Source organism: Chryseobacterium daecheongense (assembly GCF_003729955.1).
In the GTDB taxonomy this organism is placed as follows: domain Bacteria; phylum Bacteroidota; class Bacteroidia; order Flavobacteriales; family Weeksellaceae; genus Chryseobacterium; species Chryseobacterium daecheongense.
In genome coordinates this window covers 394,503-411,598 of record NZ_RJTX01000001.1, presented here as the reverse complement: position 1 = coordinate 411,598, position 17,096 = coordinate 394,503, and the positions used below count along the sequence as shown (strand labels likewise).

General features: G+C 35.1%; 18 protein-coding genes and 1 tRNA gene. 7 read left to right on the top strand and 12 right to left on the bottom strand.

Going from position 1 to position 17,096, the window contains the following annotated elements; genetic code table 11:
* Positions 1–36: 36 nt before the first annotated feature.
* Complete coding sequence (locus tag EGI05_RS01825; RefSeq protein WP_123261365.1) at positions 37–483, top strand: phosphohydrolase; 447 nt, start codon at positions 37–39, stop codon at positions 481–483.
* Here EGI05_RS01825 and EGI05_RS01820 read toward each other — a convergent pair.
* Both EGI05_RS01820 and EGI05_RS01815 read right to left on the bottom strand, forming a co-directional pair.
* On the bottom strand, positions 480–1,196 hold the full coding sequence (locus EGI05_RS01820) for a DUF2490 domain-containing protein (protein WP_123261364.1): 717 nt from the start codon (positions 1,194–1,196) through the stop codon (positions 480–482). The two genes, EGI05_RS01825 and EGI05_RS01820, sit on opposite strands and share 4 nt — an antisense overlap.
* A 53-nt stretch (positions 1,197–1,249) precedes the next feature.
* A complete protein-coding gene (locus tag EGI05_RS01815) occupies positions 1,250–3,061 on the bottom strand; it encodes a TonB-dependent receptor plug domain-containing protein (protein ID WP_123261363.1) in 1,812 nt (603 codons plus the stop codon).
* Positions 3,062–3,501: 440 nt separating this feature from the next.
* Here EGI05_RS01815 and uvrA point away from each other — a divergent pair, with 440 nt between their 5' ends.
* A complete protein-coding gene (gene uvrA / locus EGI05_RS01810) occupies positions 3,502–6,291 on the top strand; it encodes an excinuclease ABC subunit UvrA (RefSeq protein ID WP_123261362.1) in 2,790 nt (929 codons plus the stop codon).
* Positions 6,292–6,295: 4 nt separating this feature from the next.
* Positions 6,296–7,285 carry a YheT family hydrolase gene (locus tag EGI05_RS01805; RefSeq protein ID WP_123261361.1) on the top strand — a complete coding sequence of 330 codons (990 nt, stop codon included), beginning with the start codon at positions 6,296–6,298 and terminating at the stop codon, positions 7,283–7,285.
* A 37-nt stretch (positions 7,286–7,322) separates the two neighbouring features.
* Here the strand turns inward: EGI05_RS01805 and EGI05_RS01800 are convergent, their stop codons facing one another.
* The gene (locus EGI05_RS01800) at positions 7,323–7,961 is read right to left on the bottom strand and encodes an NAD(P)-dependent oxidoreductase (RefSeq protein WP_123261360.1); all 639 of its coding nucleotides are present in this window, start codon (positions 7,959–7,961) and stop codon (positions 7,323–7,325) included.
* A 194-nt stretch (positions 7,962–8,155) separates the two neighbouring features.
* On the opposite strand from EGI05_RS01800, the gene EGI05_RS01795 reads away from it, so the two are divergent.
* Together EGI05_RS01795 and EGI05_RS01790 are read left to right on the top strand one after the other, a co-directional pair.
* Positions 8,156–8,932, top strand: coding sequence for an alpha/beta hydrolase family protein (locus EGI05_RS01795; RefSeq protein ID WP_123261359.1), 777 nt, complete (start codon positions 8,156–8,158; stop codon positions 8,930–8,932).
* Between the two features lie 289 nt (positions 8,933–9,221).
* A tRNA-Arg gene (locus EGI05_RS01790) sits at positions 9,222–9,296 on the top strand.
* A 364-nt stretch (positions 9,297–9,660) separates the two neighbouring features.
* On the opposite strand, the gene EGI05_RS01785 is transcribed toward EGI05_RS01790, so the two are convergent.
* Positions 9,661–10,035 (bottom strand): hypothetical protein, encoded by a 375-nt coding sequence (locus tag EGI05_RS01785; protein WP_123261358.1) that lies wholly within the window; start codon positions 10,033–10,035, stop codon positions 9,661–9,663.
* Positions 10,036–10,190: 155 nt separating this feature from the next.
* Here EGI05_RS01785 and EGI05_RS01780 point away from each other — a divergent pair, with 155 nt between their 5' ends.
* Together EGI05_RS01780 and EGI05_RS01775 are read left to right on the top strand one after the other, a co-directional pair.
* Complete coding sequence (locus tag EGI05_RS01780; RefSeq protein WP_123261357.1) at positions 10,191–10,946, top strand: SDR family oxidoreductase; 756 nt, start codon at positions 10,191–10,193, stop codon at positions 10,944–10,946.
* 88 nt (positions 10,947–11,034) lie between these two features.
* Positions 11,035–11,700: a succinate dehydrogenase cytochrome b subunit gene (locus EGI05_RS01775; protein WP_123261356.1), complete on the top strand. Its 666-nt coding sequence runs from the start codon at positions 11,035–11,037 to the stop codon at positions 11,698–11,700.
* A gap of 110 nt (positions 11,701–11,810) precedes the next feature.
* On the opposite strand, the gene EGI05_RS01770 is transcribed toward EGI05_RS01775, so the two are convergent.
* From EGI05_RS01770 to EGI05_RS01735, 8 genes are all read right to left on the bottom strand, one after another.
* Positions 11,811–12,467, bottom strand: coding sequence for a CPBP family intramembrane glutamic endopeptidase (locus EGI05_RS01770; protein ID WP_123261355.1), 657 nt, complete (start codon positions 12,465–12,467; stop codon positions 11,811–11,813).
* Between the two features lie 149 nt (positions 12,468–12,616).
* The gene (locus EGI05_RS01765; protein WP_123261354.1) at positions 12,617–13,063 is read right to left on the bottom strand and encodes an Hsp20/alpha crystallin family protein; all 447 of its coding nucleotides are present in this window, start codon (positions 13,061–13,063) and stop codon (positions 12,617–12,619) included.
* Positions 13,064–13,292: 229 nt separating this feature from the next.
* Complete coding sequence (locus tag EGI05_RS01760) at positions 13,293–13,463, bottom strand: lmo0937 family membrane protein (protein WP_121461791.1); 171 nt, start codon at positions 13,461–13,463, stop codon at positions 13,293–13,295.
* A gap of 102 nt (positions 13,464–13,565) precedes the next feature.
* Positions 13,566–14,030 carry an NUDIX domain-containing protein gene (locus EGI05_RS01755; protein ID WP_123261353.1) on the bottom strand — a complete coding sequence of 155 codons (465 nt, stop codon included), beginning with the start codon at positions 14,028–14,030 and terminating at the stop codon, positions 13,566–13,568.
* A gap of 25 nt (positions 14,031–14,055) precedes the next feature.
* A complete protein-coding gene (locus tag EGI05_RS01750) occupies positions 14,056–14,970 on the bottom strand; it encodes a helix-turn-helix domain-containing protein (RefSeq protein WP_123261352.1) in 915 nt (304 codons plus the stop codon).
* A 69-nt stretch (positions 14,971–15,039) separates the two neighbouring features.
* Complete coding sequence (locus tag EGI05_RS01745) at positions 15,040–15,837, bottom strand: SDR family oxidoreductase (protein WP_123261351.1); 798 nt, start codon at positions 15,835–15,837, stop codon at positions 15,040–15,042.
* Positions 15,838–16,217: 380 nt separating this feature from the next.
* Positions 16,218–16,721, bottom strand: a complete 504-nt coding sequence (locus EGI05_RS01740; RefSeq protein ID WP_123261350.1) for an endonuclease V — start codon at positions 16,719–16,721, stop codon at positions 16,218–16,220.
* A gap of 6 nt (positions 16,722–16,727) precedes the next feature.
* A complete protein-coding gene (locus EGI05_RS01735) occupies positions 16,728–17,096 on the bottom strand; it encodes a VOC family protein (protein WP_123261349.1) in 369 nt (122 codons plus the stop codon).

The window sequence follows — 17,096 nt, the reverse complement described above, 5'->3', positions numbered from 1 at the left end:
GCATTTTTTTATTTTTGTAATCCATTGTGACCAAGAATGACAAAAGAAGAACTACTCTATAAAGCAATTAAAATTGCTGATAAAGCACATAAAGGCCAGACTGATAAATACCATGCTCCCTACATTGCCCACGTTATGCGGGTAATGGAATATGGCAAGACCATAGATGAAAAAATCGTAGGTGTTCTCCACGATGTGGTGGAAGATCATCCTGAAGAGTTCAGCCTGGAGTTTCTAAGAACGGAAGGCTTCCCAGAATACATTTTATTTGCGATAAGCTGCCTTACCAAATTCGATCCTGAAGAAAACTATGATGATTTCGTAAGAAGAACGGAAAGATCCCCTTTAGCAGTTGCTGTAAAACTGAATGACCTTCGAGATAATATGGATCTTAGAAGGGTCAACCGCGAGCTGACTCCTAAAGATATCAAAAGATTCAACAAATATCTGAAAGCTTACCGCTATCTGATCGAAAAATATTAATCGGCTCCCGGGAAATCGTATGTTTTAGTTTCGTGTTTGGTTCCATCGATATTGATGTTCAAGGCCAAATATAAGAAATGAAGATTTTTGTTTCCTGCAGCTTCAAATTCTCTCTGCCAGAGATATCCCGTTGCCAATCCAAAGTTATCATCGATCTGATAACCGATTCCGCCGTATACCCTGTTTCTCGCAAAAGTGGGTTTCATTGGAGTCACAAAAAAGACTTCATCATAGGCATTGGCAAAAATAGTTCCCGGTGCTACTGTTTTTGCATTTAAAGGAACTGTTACATTCAAACGGTAACGATAACGCATTCTTTGAGAAGACTTGTCTTTTTGAGGCTCATAAAACCAGCTCTTCTCAACACGGATACGGTTTTCAAATTTTACGATTCCTTTTTTGATATCGATCACATCCTGCAGCCAAACCCTTAATTCTTCCCTGCTTAAAGAATGATTTTTATAATTAACATATCTTCCTACTCCTACAAAAGGTTTATGATTTTTGGTAAGATTATATCCTAACCCTCCTTTGATCTCATAATAATCCGGATAAGTAAAATCTTCATTCCCCCTTAATTGTCCTTCAGCATATAGAAAAAACTTGGGGTGAAACTTGTATGTTAAGGTTAATGCATTGAAGCTGGAAATATGTTCTTGCGCTTTAAAAAATGTGATGGTAAACAGTAAGCTTAGGCTTAGTACAAGTTTCATGGAAAAAAAATTTTTGCAAAAATATAGGATTTAACAATTCAGTAATATTAAGTTTACTTAACATTAATATTATAAGACAATCCAATATGAAACCATCTGTCAGGCATCTGAACACCAAATGTTTCCGTATATTTCGTTCTCGTAACATTATTAATTAAAATATACACTGAAATATCATTTTTGGTGTAATTTATTTTTTGATCCAATATATGATAGCTTCCCTGATTTACCCTTTCATTGTACCTGTACACAAACTCATTGGTAAAATATGTAAGAAATCTTGTTTCCAGTTTAGCGACAAACTGATGTTTTAAGTTATCTAAAACATATCTCGATACCACTCCATCTGATTCTTTGAAAGAAGTATCCAGATACGTATATCCAGCAGAATATCTTAACCAGTCAAGTACTTTATGATTCAGCTCCACTTCAACACCTTTTGTATCTATTTCTCCTACATTCTGGGCGTACCATATCGGATCTTCCAGAGATTTTTTTATCCAATCAATAGAATTATTGGAATTTCTCATAAATCCACTGATTTTAGCTAAAAGCCTGGCGTTCTGAAATTGGTACCCAACTTCGGCAGAAACGGCATTTTCAGGGAGAAGTTCTGCATTTCCCTGCTCTGTCTTACTTGAATAATACAGGTCCGTGAAAGTAGGCACACGATAAACTTTAGAAATATTACCGTAGAATTTATTATTCTGATCGGCATTATATCCTATATCCAATCCGGGATAGAAAAAGTTCCCTTCCTTAGAATAATTCGCCCAGGAAACTCCGGGAGAAATATTAAGTTTATTCTCTAACAAAGAAAAATGATGTTCAAAGAAAACCTGGGATACAAAGCGGTTTCTGTCACCTAAATTATTACTAGCCAGAAATTCTTTTCTAAGTTCAACACCTAGTCCGGTAGTTCCTAACCCCCATGAATAGCTGGAATTCACTTCTCCACCCACATTGTTTCCAATATGCATATTTCTGTAGATTTCAGGCTTTTCTCTGTTGAACAGATACATATCCTGACCTCTTCTCCAATATACGTTTGAATTGAGTTTAAGTTTCCCAAAAGTTTGCTGATGAGCAAGGCTCACAACGGAAGCCTGAGTTTCTTCGTATTGTTCCGTTGCTTTTGGAGATGCATAAAAACCATTGGCACCGAATTTCTTTTCCGAAAATCCAGCTTGTAATCTTACATTTCCGTTTTTAATATTCAGTTTACTCTGATAAAAAACATTCCTGATCTCATAATCAGTATTATGCATATAACCTTGAGAGCTGTTGGAATTCGCCTGAAGTGAGTTGGAAAACTTTTCATTTCCAAGCTGGGCATTCAATCCGAATCCATAGGTTTCATAATCTCCACCTTCAGCACTTATCTTTACTCTTTTACCAGGATATGTTTTCGTGATAATATTGATTACTCCTGCATAAGCATTTTGTCCAAATCTTCTTGCAGCCGGGCCTTTTATCACTTCTATCCGCTCTACATCTTCAATATCTAAGGGAAGGTTTAATGAATTATGCCCGGTTTGGGAATCATTCATTCTTATTCCGTTTAAAAGAAGAAGAACCTGCTCAAATGAACTTCCACGGAAGCCAATATCACTCTGCACTCCGTTTGCACCCCTTCTTCTGATGTCCATTCCCGGAATTTGCTGAAGAATCTCATCAATACTTTTTGCTGGAGAATTGGCAATTTCTTCCTTTGTGATCACAGAAATATTCTGGTTGGCACTTTTATATGGTGTGGAAATTAATTTTCCCTGAATTTCTATCGTCTCAATATCGTCTGTCCTTTCCTGGGCATTCATAAAAAATAAAGACCCGACAAAAAACATACTCCCGATTCTTTTTAGCATATTATATTAGTTTTTATTCTCCTTAGTTTAGCAAGCTTCAAAAGTAGTAGAGTTCACTAAGACAGACAAATGATTATTGTCATAAAAAAAGATGCAGCTTTTTGAGCTGCATCTTCTGTGGGAAACTGATTTGTATACTTATCTTTTTCTCATTAAATGTGTAACTAGATCTCTGAATAATTTTCTCATTTCTATATTACATATTTATGAATGCAATTTTAATTAATTTCAAAATAAAAAACAATACTTGAAAGTGAAAACCCTAATGAAAATTATAAACTTTAACATTAGAAATAAATAATATTCTATGTATATCAGATTATGATTATTAAATTAATTATATTTTGCTGTTTTCTTGTATAATATATTTTCATTTTCTCTATAATTCTAATCAAAAATTTACGCTGAAAATTCGTAATTTTGTTAGTCTTAATTTTACTATGGCCACAACTACAGAAATAGATATAAAAAAACAGGTATTTGTTAAAAACGCACACCTTAACAACCTGAAACACATAGATGTACTCATCCCGAAAAATAAGCTGATTGTTATTACAGGAGTTTCCGGAAGCGGAAAATCATCTTTAGCTTTTGACACTATTTACGCGGAAGGACAAAGAAGATATGTAGAAAGCTTAAGCTCTTACGCCCGTCAGTTTTTAGGAAAGCTTGAAAAACCGAAAGTGGATGATATTAAAGGACTTGCTCCTTCCATTGCCATTCAACAGAAAGTAATCTCTTCCAATCCACGTTCTACCGTAGGAACTTCCACGGAGATCTATGACTATATGAAGCTTTTATTTGCAAGGATCGGAAAAACCTATTCTCCGGTTTCTGGAGAAGAAGTCAAAAAGGATTCTGTGTCTGACGTGGTGGATTTCATTAAAGCTTCCAAAGAAAATGATTCTTTCCTTTTGACGGCTCCTTTAGAATATGATATTGCCAATTTCAATGAAACTTTGAATATTTTAAAGCTTGCAGGTTTTACAAGACTGGAAATCAATGGAAATGTAGCGGGTATTGAAGACCTGGAAAGCTTTGGATTCATACCTGAAAAAGGAATGATCATCAATCTGGTGATTGATCGTTTTTCCTATGAAGAGGATGAAAGTTTTCTTCAACGTTTGGCAGATTCCATTCAGATGGCTTTTTATGAAGGAAGAGGATATTGTTCGCTTAAAAATACTGAAACAGGGAAAATCAAAGAATTTTCCAACAAATTTGAGCTGGACGGAATAGAGTTTCTTGAACCTAATGTCCATTTTTTCAGTTTTAATAATCCTTACGGAGCCTGTCCATCATGTGAAGGATACGGAAAAGTGATCGGAATTGACGAAGACCTGGTGGTTCCCAACAAAACTTTGTCTGTTTACGAAGACGCTGTTGTTTCCTGGAAAGGGGAAAGCATGAGTGAATGGAAAAAGGCGTTTATCAAAAAAGCAGGTGACTTCCCTATTCACAAACCTTATCACCAATTAACCAAAGAACAGAAAAACTTTTTATGGAAAGGCGACGGCAGCAGCAGTTTCCCATCCATCAATAATTTCTTCAAAATGCTTGAAGAAAATCTATATAAAATCCAATATCGTGTCATGCTTTCCCGCTATCGTGGTAAAACATTATGCCCTACTTGTGAAGGACTTCGTTTACGTGAAGAAACCAGCTGGGTGAAAGTAGACGGACACAATATTCAATCAATGATCGAGCTACCGTTGGATGAGCTTGCTCCTTTAATTAAGAGCCTGAAACTCTCTGAACACGATCAGGAAGTAGCTAAAAGATTGCTTTACGAAATTACTACCCGTCTTGAATTCTTATTAAAGGTAGGTTTAGGATATTTAACACTGAACAGGACTTCCAATACCTTATCTGGTGGGGAAAGCCAGAGAATTAATTTGGCCACAAGCTTAGGAAGTTCATTGGTAGGTTCCATTTATATTTTGGATGAACCTTCCATTGGACTGCATTCCAGAGATACGGAAAATCTCATTGAAGTGCTGAAAAGTCTTCGTGATCTGGGTAACACCGTGATTGTCGTAGAACATGATGAAGATGTGATGAGAGCCGCTGATTATATTATTGACATCGGTCCGGAAGCGGGTTATCTTGGTGGAGAACTGGTCTTTGCCGGCGATTATAAAGACCTGAAAAATGCAGATACTCTGACTTCAAAATATTTGACAGGAAGATTGGAAATCGAAGTTCCTAAAAAGCGAAGAAAGGCTAAAGAATGGATTCATATTAAAGGAGCCCGGCAAAACAATCTTAAAAATATAGATGTTGATGTTCCATTGGAAAGCCTGGTTGTTATTTCCGGGGTTTCAGGAAGTGGAAAATCCACGTTAATGAAGGAAATCCTTACTAATGATATTCAGATTCAATTGGGAATGGGTGGAAAAAAAGGAGATTACGATTCCGTAGAATTCCCTAAAAAGCTCATTAAAAATATTGAATTGATTGATCAAAATCCGATTGGTAAATCTTCCCGTTCCAATCCTGTAACGTATTTAAAGGCTTATGACGATATCAGAGACCTTTTTGCCAAGCAGAAAACGGCCAAAATGATGGGATACAAGCCAAAACATTTCTCTTTCAACGTGGATGGCGGAAGATGTGATGAATGTAAAGGTGAAGGAGTGATCAATGTTTCTATGCAGTTCATGGCAGATATTGAGCTGGAATGTGAGGTTTGCAAAGGAACACGATTCAAAAGTGAAATTCTCGAAGTAAAATATGATGAGAAGAACATTTCCGATATTCTTCACATGACCGTTGATGAATCCATTGAATTTTTCAAAGAAAACAAAGAGGATAAAATTGTGACCAAGCTGACCCCTTTACAGGAAGTAGGATTGGGATATTTACAATTAGGACAAAGCTCTTCTACTCTTTCCGGAGGAGAAGCACAGCGTGTTAAGCTGGCTTCTTTCCTGGTAAAAGGAGTGACAACGGACAAAACATTATTCATCTTTGATGAGCCTTCAACCGGATTACATTTCCATGATATCCAAAAGCTGCTGAAATCTTTACAGGCTTTAATTGATTTAGGGCATTCTGTGATTGTCATTGAGCACCAACCGGATATTATCAAATGTGCCGATCATATTATCGATATCGGTCCGGAAGCAGGAAAATATGGTGGAGAAGTTGTATTTGCCGGAACACCGGAAGATCTCACGAAAAATAAAAAGTCACATACCGCTAAATATATCAAAGAAAAGCTGGAATAATAATATGCCTTTACTTTCTTCACAGTACTTGCCACCCAAAATACTATTTAGAAACGGAGATATTTCCACCCTATATTCGGCATTGCTCAGAAAAGTCACCGGAGTGAATCAGATCCGGGAAAGACTGGAACTGCCGGATGGAGATTTTATGGACCTGGAATGGAGCTACAGCCCAAAGAAAGCTGATAGCTGTGTGATCATTCTACATGGTTTGGAAGGAAATGCCAAACGTCCGTATGTGTTGGGAGCAGCAAAGATCTTTAATGAAAACGGGATAGATTGCTGTGCGGTACATTACAGAAGCTGTTCCGGGGAACCGAACCGCTTGTTCTCTTCTTATCATTCAGGGAGAACCGAAGATGTGAAGACAGTACTGGAATCTGTTCTTGAAAGAGATTATCGGAATATATATATCAATGGATTCAGCCTGGGAGGAAATCTTGCCTTGAAATTCGCAGGAGAAAATGAGGTTTTACCCAAAGAAGTAAAAGCGGTCATCGCTATATCGACTCCTGTAGATCTGGAAGGCTGCATGAGGTCTCTTCAGACCCCAAGAAATATATTGTACTCTACTGATTTCCTTTTAACGTTGAAAGGTAAACTGAAGGAAAAAGAAAAAATGTTCCCGGACCAGCTTAGCCAGGATGATATCAGGAAAATCAAATCATTGAAAGAATATGATGATTTCTATACTTCAAAAGCTAATGGTTTCAAAGATGCATTGGATTATTATGCCAAAAGCAATTCTTTACAGTTTTTGCCTTATATCCAGGTTCCTACCCTGATCATCAATGCAAAAAATGACAGTTTCCTTTCAGAAAGCTGTTATCCTACTGAGATTGCTAATAAGAATGGGCATTTATTTTTAGAAATCCCTGATTATGGCGGACATGTTGGGTTTGTAGATAAAAATAATGTTTATTACACTGAAAAACGATCGTTGGAATTCATCCAAAATACTCTTAAAAATCAAAGTTTTATAAGAACTGCATAATACAACAGAGAGCCAGATTGACTCTCTGTTTTTTATTTTACTTTTTATTATATAAAAAAGGACTCTTGCCCAGGAAATGTTCATCCTCAATTTCGGAAACTAAAAATTCCGCTAAATCTGTAGCGCTTATATTTTCCCCTTTGCAATCATTTAAATTGGCTTCTGTTGGAAACGTTTCTAAAGTCTGTAGGATCAAGGGAAGTCTTACCAATGTCCAATCCAGATTACTTTTTGTGAGGAGCTCATATTCCTTTTGTTTATCAAGAGTTGTCTCGGGATAATACTCATACATCCACTCTGTTGCCGCCTTTACAGTTTTGTTTTTCATATCAAAAGGGGTACTTACACTTAACCCTGTAGTTACAATATATCTTTTGATTCCATTTGAATGCATAGCTTTGATCATATTTCCGGTAGCATCACTAAATATGGACTTCTCCCCTTTTGGCTGCCCTAAAGTGCTTATGACTACAGTACAATCTTTAATCAGAGCATCAACTGCATTATAGTCTCTGGCATCTCCTTTTACTATTTTGATCAATGAATTGCCGGGCGTGAAATGTTCAGGATTTCTGACTAATAATTTCATGGGATATCCCTTTCTTACAAGATGCTGGACTAAATACTGCCCCGACTTTCCTGTGCCACCGATTACGGCCACGAGATGTTTTTTCATGTTGTTTTCTCTTTACTTAGTTGAATGAATTGAAATAATAGAAAAATGGATTCAGAAATTCTGAATCTTAGAATCAGGAATGGATCCTGATATAATTACAGTATGTGTAAAGAGATTTTAATAAATCAAAGATATAAATTAATGTTCATATCCAGATATATTTTATTTTTGAATCCACATCTAATCTCTTAAAAATGATTTTTAAACTGACTTTTTATACTTTTATTTTTTTAATGACTTTCAGCTGTAGTTCTAAAAAGATTGCTACTTCTCTAACTGATTATAAAGTGAAGTTGGATACTTTACGTTTATATGACGCAAGCAGAAATCGCGAAATTCCGGTAGCTTTTTATAGTCCTGATATAAAGAATAAAATCCCTAATCAGCAAATCGTTATTTTCAGTCATGGGTATGGTCAGAATAAAGGCGGAGATTATCTCCACTATTCTTATCTCACAGAAAATTTGGCTTCCAAAGGATATTTAGTAGTCAGTATTCAGCATGAGCTTCCTACAGACGAACTTATTCCTGTAGATGGAAAACCGCAGATAGTAAGAATGCCTTTCTGGGAAAGAGGGGCAGAGAACATTCTTTTTGTCCTAAATGAGCTCAAAAAAACGAAACCTGAGTTAGATTATGGGCATCTGACTTTAATTGGACACTCCAATGGAGGTGATATGACAGCTTTATTTGCCACAAAATATCCTGATCAAGTATATAAGATTATTACTCTGGATCATCGGAGAATGTATTTACCCAAAACATCTGTCCCTAAAATCTATACTTTACGATCCAACGACTATCCTGCTGATGAAGGAGTACTCCCTAATCTCAATGAACAGACAAAGTATAATATTATTGTTCAACCGACCCAGATCAATCATGGTAAAATGGATGATAAAGGCAGTTTTGAAGAAAAAAAGAAACTGAATTTTTATATCTGGACTTTTCTTAAAGAAATCCAATTTTAGACTTATCCACATTTTTTTGTGGATAACTTGTGAATTTTAACATTTAATTTATCTTTTGTATTAAAATTATAACTACATTTACTATGTAATAAAACTGAAGTGGAAACATTTTTTGCTTTTTTCAGCTTTGAAATTGCAATTAAATTTGAAATAAAAATTTAAGCACAGCATTGTCGGCTGTGCTTTTTTATTGTTGTCTAATTAAAAAAATGAGATGTTTTATCTATTGAATCTGCTCCTAAAGAGCAGATTCTTTTTTTATGTTTTTCTTCATACCTTTGATTGTTTCGGCCCCATAGTTCAACGGATAGAATAGAAGTTTCCTAAACTTTAGATCCAGGTTCGATTCCTGGTGGGGCCACCAGGCAGGAAGTATATACTTTAGCAAAATATTAAAGATTCAAATGAAAAAATTAATAATTACTGTAACGAACTTATCGACAGATTTTATGGACTTAATATGAGTATCGGGTTTTGGGAAGTCAGAGTAAAGGATTCGGATTCGAGTTAGCTGATGAAAGAACAAAAAAGGAAATTAAAAATGTGTATGGAATTAAATAAATTTTATAGGACAAAATTGAGAAAAACAGCAAAAAGAAATACTTGACACCTCTACCAATTAATAAAAAATCCATGTCCCAATAAAATTTGATTAAGATAAAAACATTCTTAAGCCAATGCAAGATTGTACTGGCTTAAGAACGGACATTTGAAAGAGCAATCTTAACTTAATTAAGTTCAACACAAGATTCTTTGACCACCTGCCATCTTCCAGATGAATATTCCCAGATCAGAGTAAAGAATTTAGGGTCTGATTTTCCATTTAATTCCAGATCGCGGGTCATCACAATCATTCCCATATTTCCATCACACACAGCATAATGAAAGTCAGCTTTAGTGGAAAACGGTGTAGCTTTGGCTTCACTATTCCCACGAACAAAACTCACAAGCTGTTCCTTGTTCATAGTATCTACTACTCCATCTTTATCGACTTTGACAATGAGTAAATTGTCTGCATAAATTTGCATTACATAAGGAACATTAAAATGTGTCGCCTCATAAATAAGTTGTTTTGTTAGTTCAATTAATTTTTTACTGTCCATCTTTAAATTTTTAGAAAATAATTCAAAATAGCCTCGATGACTATTACTATGCAAAGATGGATATAGTGCTTTTTTAAAAACTTAAACCAGTTTAAGTTTTAATGTTTTTTTTATTTTCAATTTTGTTCCATTAACAACTATAAACAAAAATCATAATGAAAATTGTAATCATTGGAGGTACTGGACTTATCGGCAGCCAGGTAGTAAATATCTTAAAGAAGGAACATGAAGTAATTGCTGCATCACCTAATACGGGTGTAAACACTATAACCGGAGAGGGACTTGAAGAGGCTCTTAAAAATGCGAGTGTTGTTATTGATGTTTCCAACTCACCATCATTTGATGATGAACCAGTAATGAATTTCTTCAAAACCTCAAATCAAAATTTACTTCCAGCAGAAAAGAGAGCTGGTGTACAACATCACATTGCTTTGTCTGTTGTTGGTACAGATAAATTACAGGAAAGCGGTTATTTCCGCGCCAAGCAAGTTCAAGAGAATTTAATTAGAGAATCCGGTGTGCCTTTTACCATTGTACATGCTACCCAATTTTTTGAGTTTGCAGGCGGTATTGTTGCAACAAGTACTTCAGAAGATGGAAAGGTAAAACTTTCGGATGCATATATTCAACCTATTGCGAGTGCTGATGTTGCAGCATTTCTTGCCAAGATAACCACAGAAAAACCTGCCAATAAAATTCTTGAAATAGGCGGACCTGAACGATTTCAAATAGATGAATGGATAAAACAATATATCCTGTCAACTCAAAAATCTTTGGAAGTTGAAACTGACATTAATGCACCCTATTCAGGGGCAATACTACAAAAAATGACACTTACTCCTGAAAATCCTGTGTTTTTAGGAACTACCGAATATTTGTCATGGATCGCCAAACCCGAAAACAGACGTTGATATTGATTAAAGGTAAAAAAATTCTGTGCCCCAGTTGGGACTTTGACGCAAGCCAAAACAATACTATCATATTATAAAATTGATCACCATGTTAAAAAATACATTTACAAGTTCAATAGGCAGGAAAATCCTAATGGCATTAAGCGGTTTATTCCTAATCAGTTTTCTCATTGTGCATGCGTCAGTAAATGCACTGATTTTCTATAATGATAAAGGTAAGACATTTACCATTGGGGCACATTTTATGGCTACAAATCCTATTATCCGAACTATTGAAATTGTTCTCATCTTTGGTTTCATCATTCATATCGTACAGGGTCTTATTCTTTGGAGAAAGAACAGGAAAGCCAGATCGATTCAATATTTTTATAAGGATAATACACCAGATGTAAAATGGTATAGCAAAAGCATGACTTTACTCGGCACTTTGATTCTGCTATTTTTAATTATTCACACACAAAATTTTTGGATTCCTAACCGGATCCACCAATTTCAATATGGAGAAGAACTGCCTTTATATGAAATGATCATCGAAAAATTTCAGAGTCCAATTGAAGTAGCGATTTACCTTATAGGATGTTTGTCACTCAGTTGGCATTTGTTGCATGGCTTTCAAAGTGCATTCCGTTCAATAGGGATTAATCATAAAAAATATAATCCTTTGATTTTAAAATTGTCTTATAGCTTTGCAATAATAATACCTTCAACTCTGGCAATAATGCCTGTTTCTATTTATCTGGGCTGGATAAAATAATACCTAAGTTCGATACTTTCGTTCTATTTCAACTTTCGATACCAAGAAATGAAGCGAAGCTTAGCATATATTGATTATAGGATATTTTATTATAAAGCTGGGATGGTATATTAATACAGATTTCCAAATTTGCCAGTATAAATAAGCACCAATGTAATAGTGTCGAAAATTGCATGGGAAAAAATAGATATCCAAAGATTATTATTGAATTTCTTATATAGGTTGCTCCAAAAAAAACCTCCTAAAATGGCAGCGATTACTCCAAAAACATCCTGCTGCCAATGATAAAATCCAAATAATACACTTGTAATGATTATACTCATAAGGGCAGTGGAACTTTTTAAAAGCTTTTTTTCTAATGTGTTCTGAATATATCCCCTAAATACAACTTCTTCATAAAATCCACCTATAAGCCACGCAGCGATAATTGTCATTATCAGCTTTGAAATGTCGCCCCTGATAAAATTATATTCTGTATAATCAGGAACAGTAAATAAGGATTTTATTACCGGAATATACAGGAGCTGCATAAATCCTACCCAGACTAAAGCTGAAACTAGACCTATTACAAATGCTCTTAGAGTAATTCCTTTTTTAGAAAGTCCTATATCACGAAATGTGTTACCCTCTTTCCGTAAAATAAACCAAATGACAACAAACCCAACAATAGCATAGGAATAAAAAGGCAATGGTATAAAATGCGGAAAAAGTAGTAAGAAGGCTATTACACCTATATCTTTAATTATTCTTAATCCTTTATTTTCCATTCTTAATTATTTCATTTCAAAGTTGAACTAAGATAGTTAATTATTTCATTACGGGGATTTCATTTTCAAGCCAAATTGCCAAACAGCGAAAGGAATTTGTTGGTTCCACTAGACATAAAAATAAAGCCACCTTAGGTGGCTTTATTTTATTAAGAAATCTCAATTAGACGAGGTTCTTTCTTTTTAGCTTCTTCCTTCTTAGGGATGGTCAGACGTAGCAAGCCATTTTCATATCTGGCATTGATGTTTTCCTGATCCACCACATCTTTTGGAAGCTGGAAGCTTCTTTGGAAGGATTGATAGCTAAATTCTCTCCTTGTGTAATTGTCGTTCTGTTCTTCTCTTTGATCTTCTTTGGAAGAAGAAATAGTTAAAAGATTACCATCAAGGGTAACTTTAAAATCATTCTTTTCCATTCCCGGTGCTGCCACTTCTACTTCATAGGCATCACCTGTTTCTTTAATATTCACTGACGGTACTGTTGTACTGGTCGACGAATAATTGTTGTTTCCCCAATTTAAAAGCTCTCGGTTAAAAACATCCTCGAACATTGAGGGAATTAATGGAAAATTCCAATTCCTTTTTGCTAGATTCATAATAACCTCTTTTATTTAGTTAAACAAAAATTTAAAGAACATCTAAGCCGGCCGGCTTTTCTAGTATTACAGCAAAAAAAATACCACTGGACTGAGTATGAAATTTTTGCAGAAATGCTGTCAATTTTTCACATATTCCACTGTAGCATAATGACATAGTAGAGGTTTGTATTTGAAATATTTTAACTATCATTAAAAATTAAATCCCGCTCAAAAAGCGGGATTTAATTTAATCAAGAGGTTTCCTTCCTGTGATAATATTATACAGGATGACAATAATGGCAATTACTAACAATACATGTAGCAAATACCCTGTACTAATTCCCGGTACAACTCCTAACATTCCTAAAAGCCATACAACGATACAAATGACTGCAATTAACCATAATATACTTCTCATGACTAAAAATTTTAAAGTTATATATTACAATACATGCATATTTTATGCCTTTTAATCAAATATAATGTATTTAAAAAACAATCTTTACCAATAAAAATAATATTATTTATTGATTTCCAGTCTCTTTTGAACTTCAAGCAGGAATGCTATTTGGGCAGAATTGATCTTAGTTCTGGCTTCTTGAAAGGTAAACCATTCCCATTGGTCTACTTCCGGAACTTTAATTATTTTACCTGATTTAGGAGGCCATTCGAGATCAAAGGTGTTACTGCTCAGTGAACCGAGATCAATATCTCCTTCTACCGCCCATGCATGAACAATTTTCCCTCCTTTCTGCTGTATGGACGACAATGGGATAAATTCACCTTCAACAGTTTGCCCTGTTTCTTCCTGAAATTCTATTTTTGCCCGTTCTAAAGCATCTTCACCATCCATGATTTCTCCTTTTGGAACAGACCAGGCTCCCAAATCTTTATTTTTCCAGAATGGACCTCCGGAATGAACGAGGAAATACCATACTTTATCTTTATCTCGCTTGAATAGCAATATGCCCGCACTTTTTTTCATGGTATTTAAATTACGGAAAATAGTTTTAATTAAAGGACTGCCTGAAACTCAAAGGTGTTGTATTGGTTTTCTTTTTGAATAATTTATTAAAAGACTGGGAATGCTCAAAGCCAAGCTGATAAGCTATTTCAGCTACCGAAAGATCAGTCGTGGTAAGATATTCTTTAGCTTTTTCAATTAATTTTTCATGAATATGCTGTTGAGCATTTTGTCCTGTAAGGCTTCTCAGCATATCACTTAAATAATGAGGTGAAAGGTTGAGCTCCGAAGCCAGAAACTCTACAGTAGGAAGTCCTTTCGTCAGTGTTTCCTGTTGGCTGAAATACTCTTCCAGAAGCTGTTCCATTTTCGAAAGTAAATTATTATTGACTATTTTCCGGGTAATAAACTGCCGCTTATAAAATCGATTGCTGTAGTTTAACAGGACTTCAATATATGAGACAATCACATCCTGACTAATCTCATCAATAGAAGTATTTAATTCTTCATTAATACTATCTAAGAGACCTAGAATATTATTCTTTTCTTTATCTGATAAATGCAATGCTTCATCGGTATCATAAGAGAAAAAACCATATTTTTTAATGGTTTTCGCCAATGGATAATTCCTGATAAAATCAGGATGGATAAATAAAGTATAACCGTAATATTCCGCACCTTCATCTGTAGACAATACCTGATTGGGAGCTGTAAACATCATACCACCCTCATTGAAATCATAATAGCCTTGCCCATATCCCATTTTTCCATTAATAGAGATCTTGTATGAAATTTTATAAAAGTTCAATATGAAACTGGTATCAAGCAGTTGTGTATTGACACTCATTTTCGTATTATCCACCAAGCTGATCAGAGGATGAAGAGGTTTGGGAAGCGATAATAACTGATGCAATTCCGAAATGGATGAAATCTTAAACGGAGTAATATCTTTCTTTTCCATTTTATAAATGTATGAAATTAAGTAAGTAAAAGCTACACAGATTTCTCTTCTATGTAGCTCTTAATAAGTTTAAATAAACTGTTTTCCTAACTGTTCTCTGAATGCTTCGTCTCCCAGTTCCAAACGTTGTGCATACAAAGCTTTAGCATCTTCTCCGGCTACATATCTCAATTGTTTTTTACCATCAGTAGCCGCCTGGTAAACTACCTCTGCAATTTCTCCGGCTGTTGAAGCGCCATCCATCATATCTTCAGCATTTGAAAACATAGTATTGACCATTTGCTCATATTCCGGGTGAGTAGCCAGATCAAGAGAACGGCTCATAAAATCTGTCTTGATTCCTCCCGGAGAAACGGTTTTGATTCCTACGCCGAATGTATTCAGTTCGAAGGCCATACTTTCACTCCATCCTTCCAGTGCCCATTTCGTAGCATGATACGTTGAACCTAATGGGAAAGTAATCAATCCGCCAATGGACGTCGTAGATATAAACAATCCGTCTTTTCTCTTTCTAAAATAAGGTATGAAAGCTTTAGTGACACGGATCACTCCTAATAAATTAGTATCCAGTTGTTTTAAAATCTGATCATCGGATAATGCTTCCAATGGCCCTATCAAACCATATCCTGCATTATTGAAAACCACATCAATATCACTGATTTCAAGTGCTTTTTTTACAGTGGTATGGATTTGCTCCAGGTTGGTTACATCCAATGGAAGTAATGTTACATTTTCCAATGCAGTAAGCTCTGTTTCTGAATCCGGGTTTCGCATGGTGGCAATGACGTTCCATCCTTTGCTTTGAAATAATCTGGCAGTAGCTTTTCCTAATCCGGTAGAAGCACCTGTTATAAAAATTGTTTTCATTTTTTATTGATTTAAAATTCACAGGACAAAGTTCTGTTTTCAACAAAAGAGTAAAGTTGCCAAATTGGGGAAAGAAGTAGTCAAAATGGAAAGCCTGGTATTTCTTAGATTTATTTTTTGCTACATACAACTAAAAACCGATGGGAAAAATTCTCACCGGCTCAAAAAAAACAAAAATTGATATGGATATGATTAGTTTTGTATCTTACTTATGGAATATTTTTTCCCAACGTTTTATCCTTTGAGGTAAAAAAGAAATATGTTTTCATTATAATAAGTTTACTAAGACAAATTTATATTTATTTAGACTGAATAAAAATAAATACAGTAATGACTTTTATCAGGAATCGCTATTTTCTAAAATTTAATTCTAACGAAAACTATACTACTCTTGTCAGTTGATCCAGTTTTTTTAAAAGAGTAGGAATTCTATACGAGCCATGCATTCGCTGTATCTTAGGCACAAGTGCATCAACATCTATTCCCATTGCTGTAAGGAAGAGAGGAGATTTGCTTTCACCTCTGTAAATGCTTCTTCTTTGAGAATCTGTTACCGAAAACCCGTTCTTAGCAATTCCGATCACCGGATATTTTTGTTCCAAAGCATTAAAAAGATAGCCGCCTAATCCTATCTTTCCATCATCATTTAAAGTAACATAACCATCTACAATGATCAAATCATCTTCTTGAAGCTGGATTTTCTTTAGCAGACTCATAATACATGGCAATTCTCTTTTATAAAAAGCCCCGCTTTCATAATCAGAAGCTATGCTTGTTTTTTCTTGAAAAATGTGGCTTTCTTTTTCAGAACTCCAATCATCAAAAGCAATACAAATCGTATTCGCAAAATCATCTAAATAATAGGTATCAAAAGCGTAAATCATCTTTACTTATTTTATGAAAAACTCTCCAAAGTGCCACAAAATCCCGGAGGGATCATGTACAAAACATTCTTTCCCCCAAACCATGGTTCTTACAGGAGTTAATCTCACATTCTCATATTTCTCTGTCAGATTAAGAGATTGAAGCTCTTTCCAAAATTCATCCGTATCTTCTACTTCTACGAAAAGCATGGTATTATCTATCCAATCTTTGACATAAGCATTCTGAAGGTAGAATGCGATTTCTTCCTTTTTGAATAATGACAGATTGGGTTCCAGAACCACTTCTTCAAACCCAAGATCAGCGTAAAAACTTCTGCTGATCTCAAAATTCTCAGCTCCGATAAAAGGCCGGGCAGATTTCATTCTTTGTTTCAT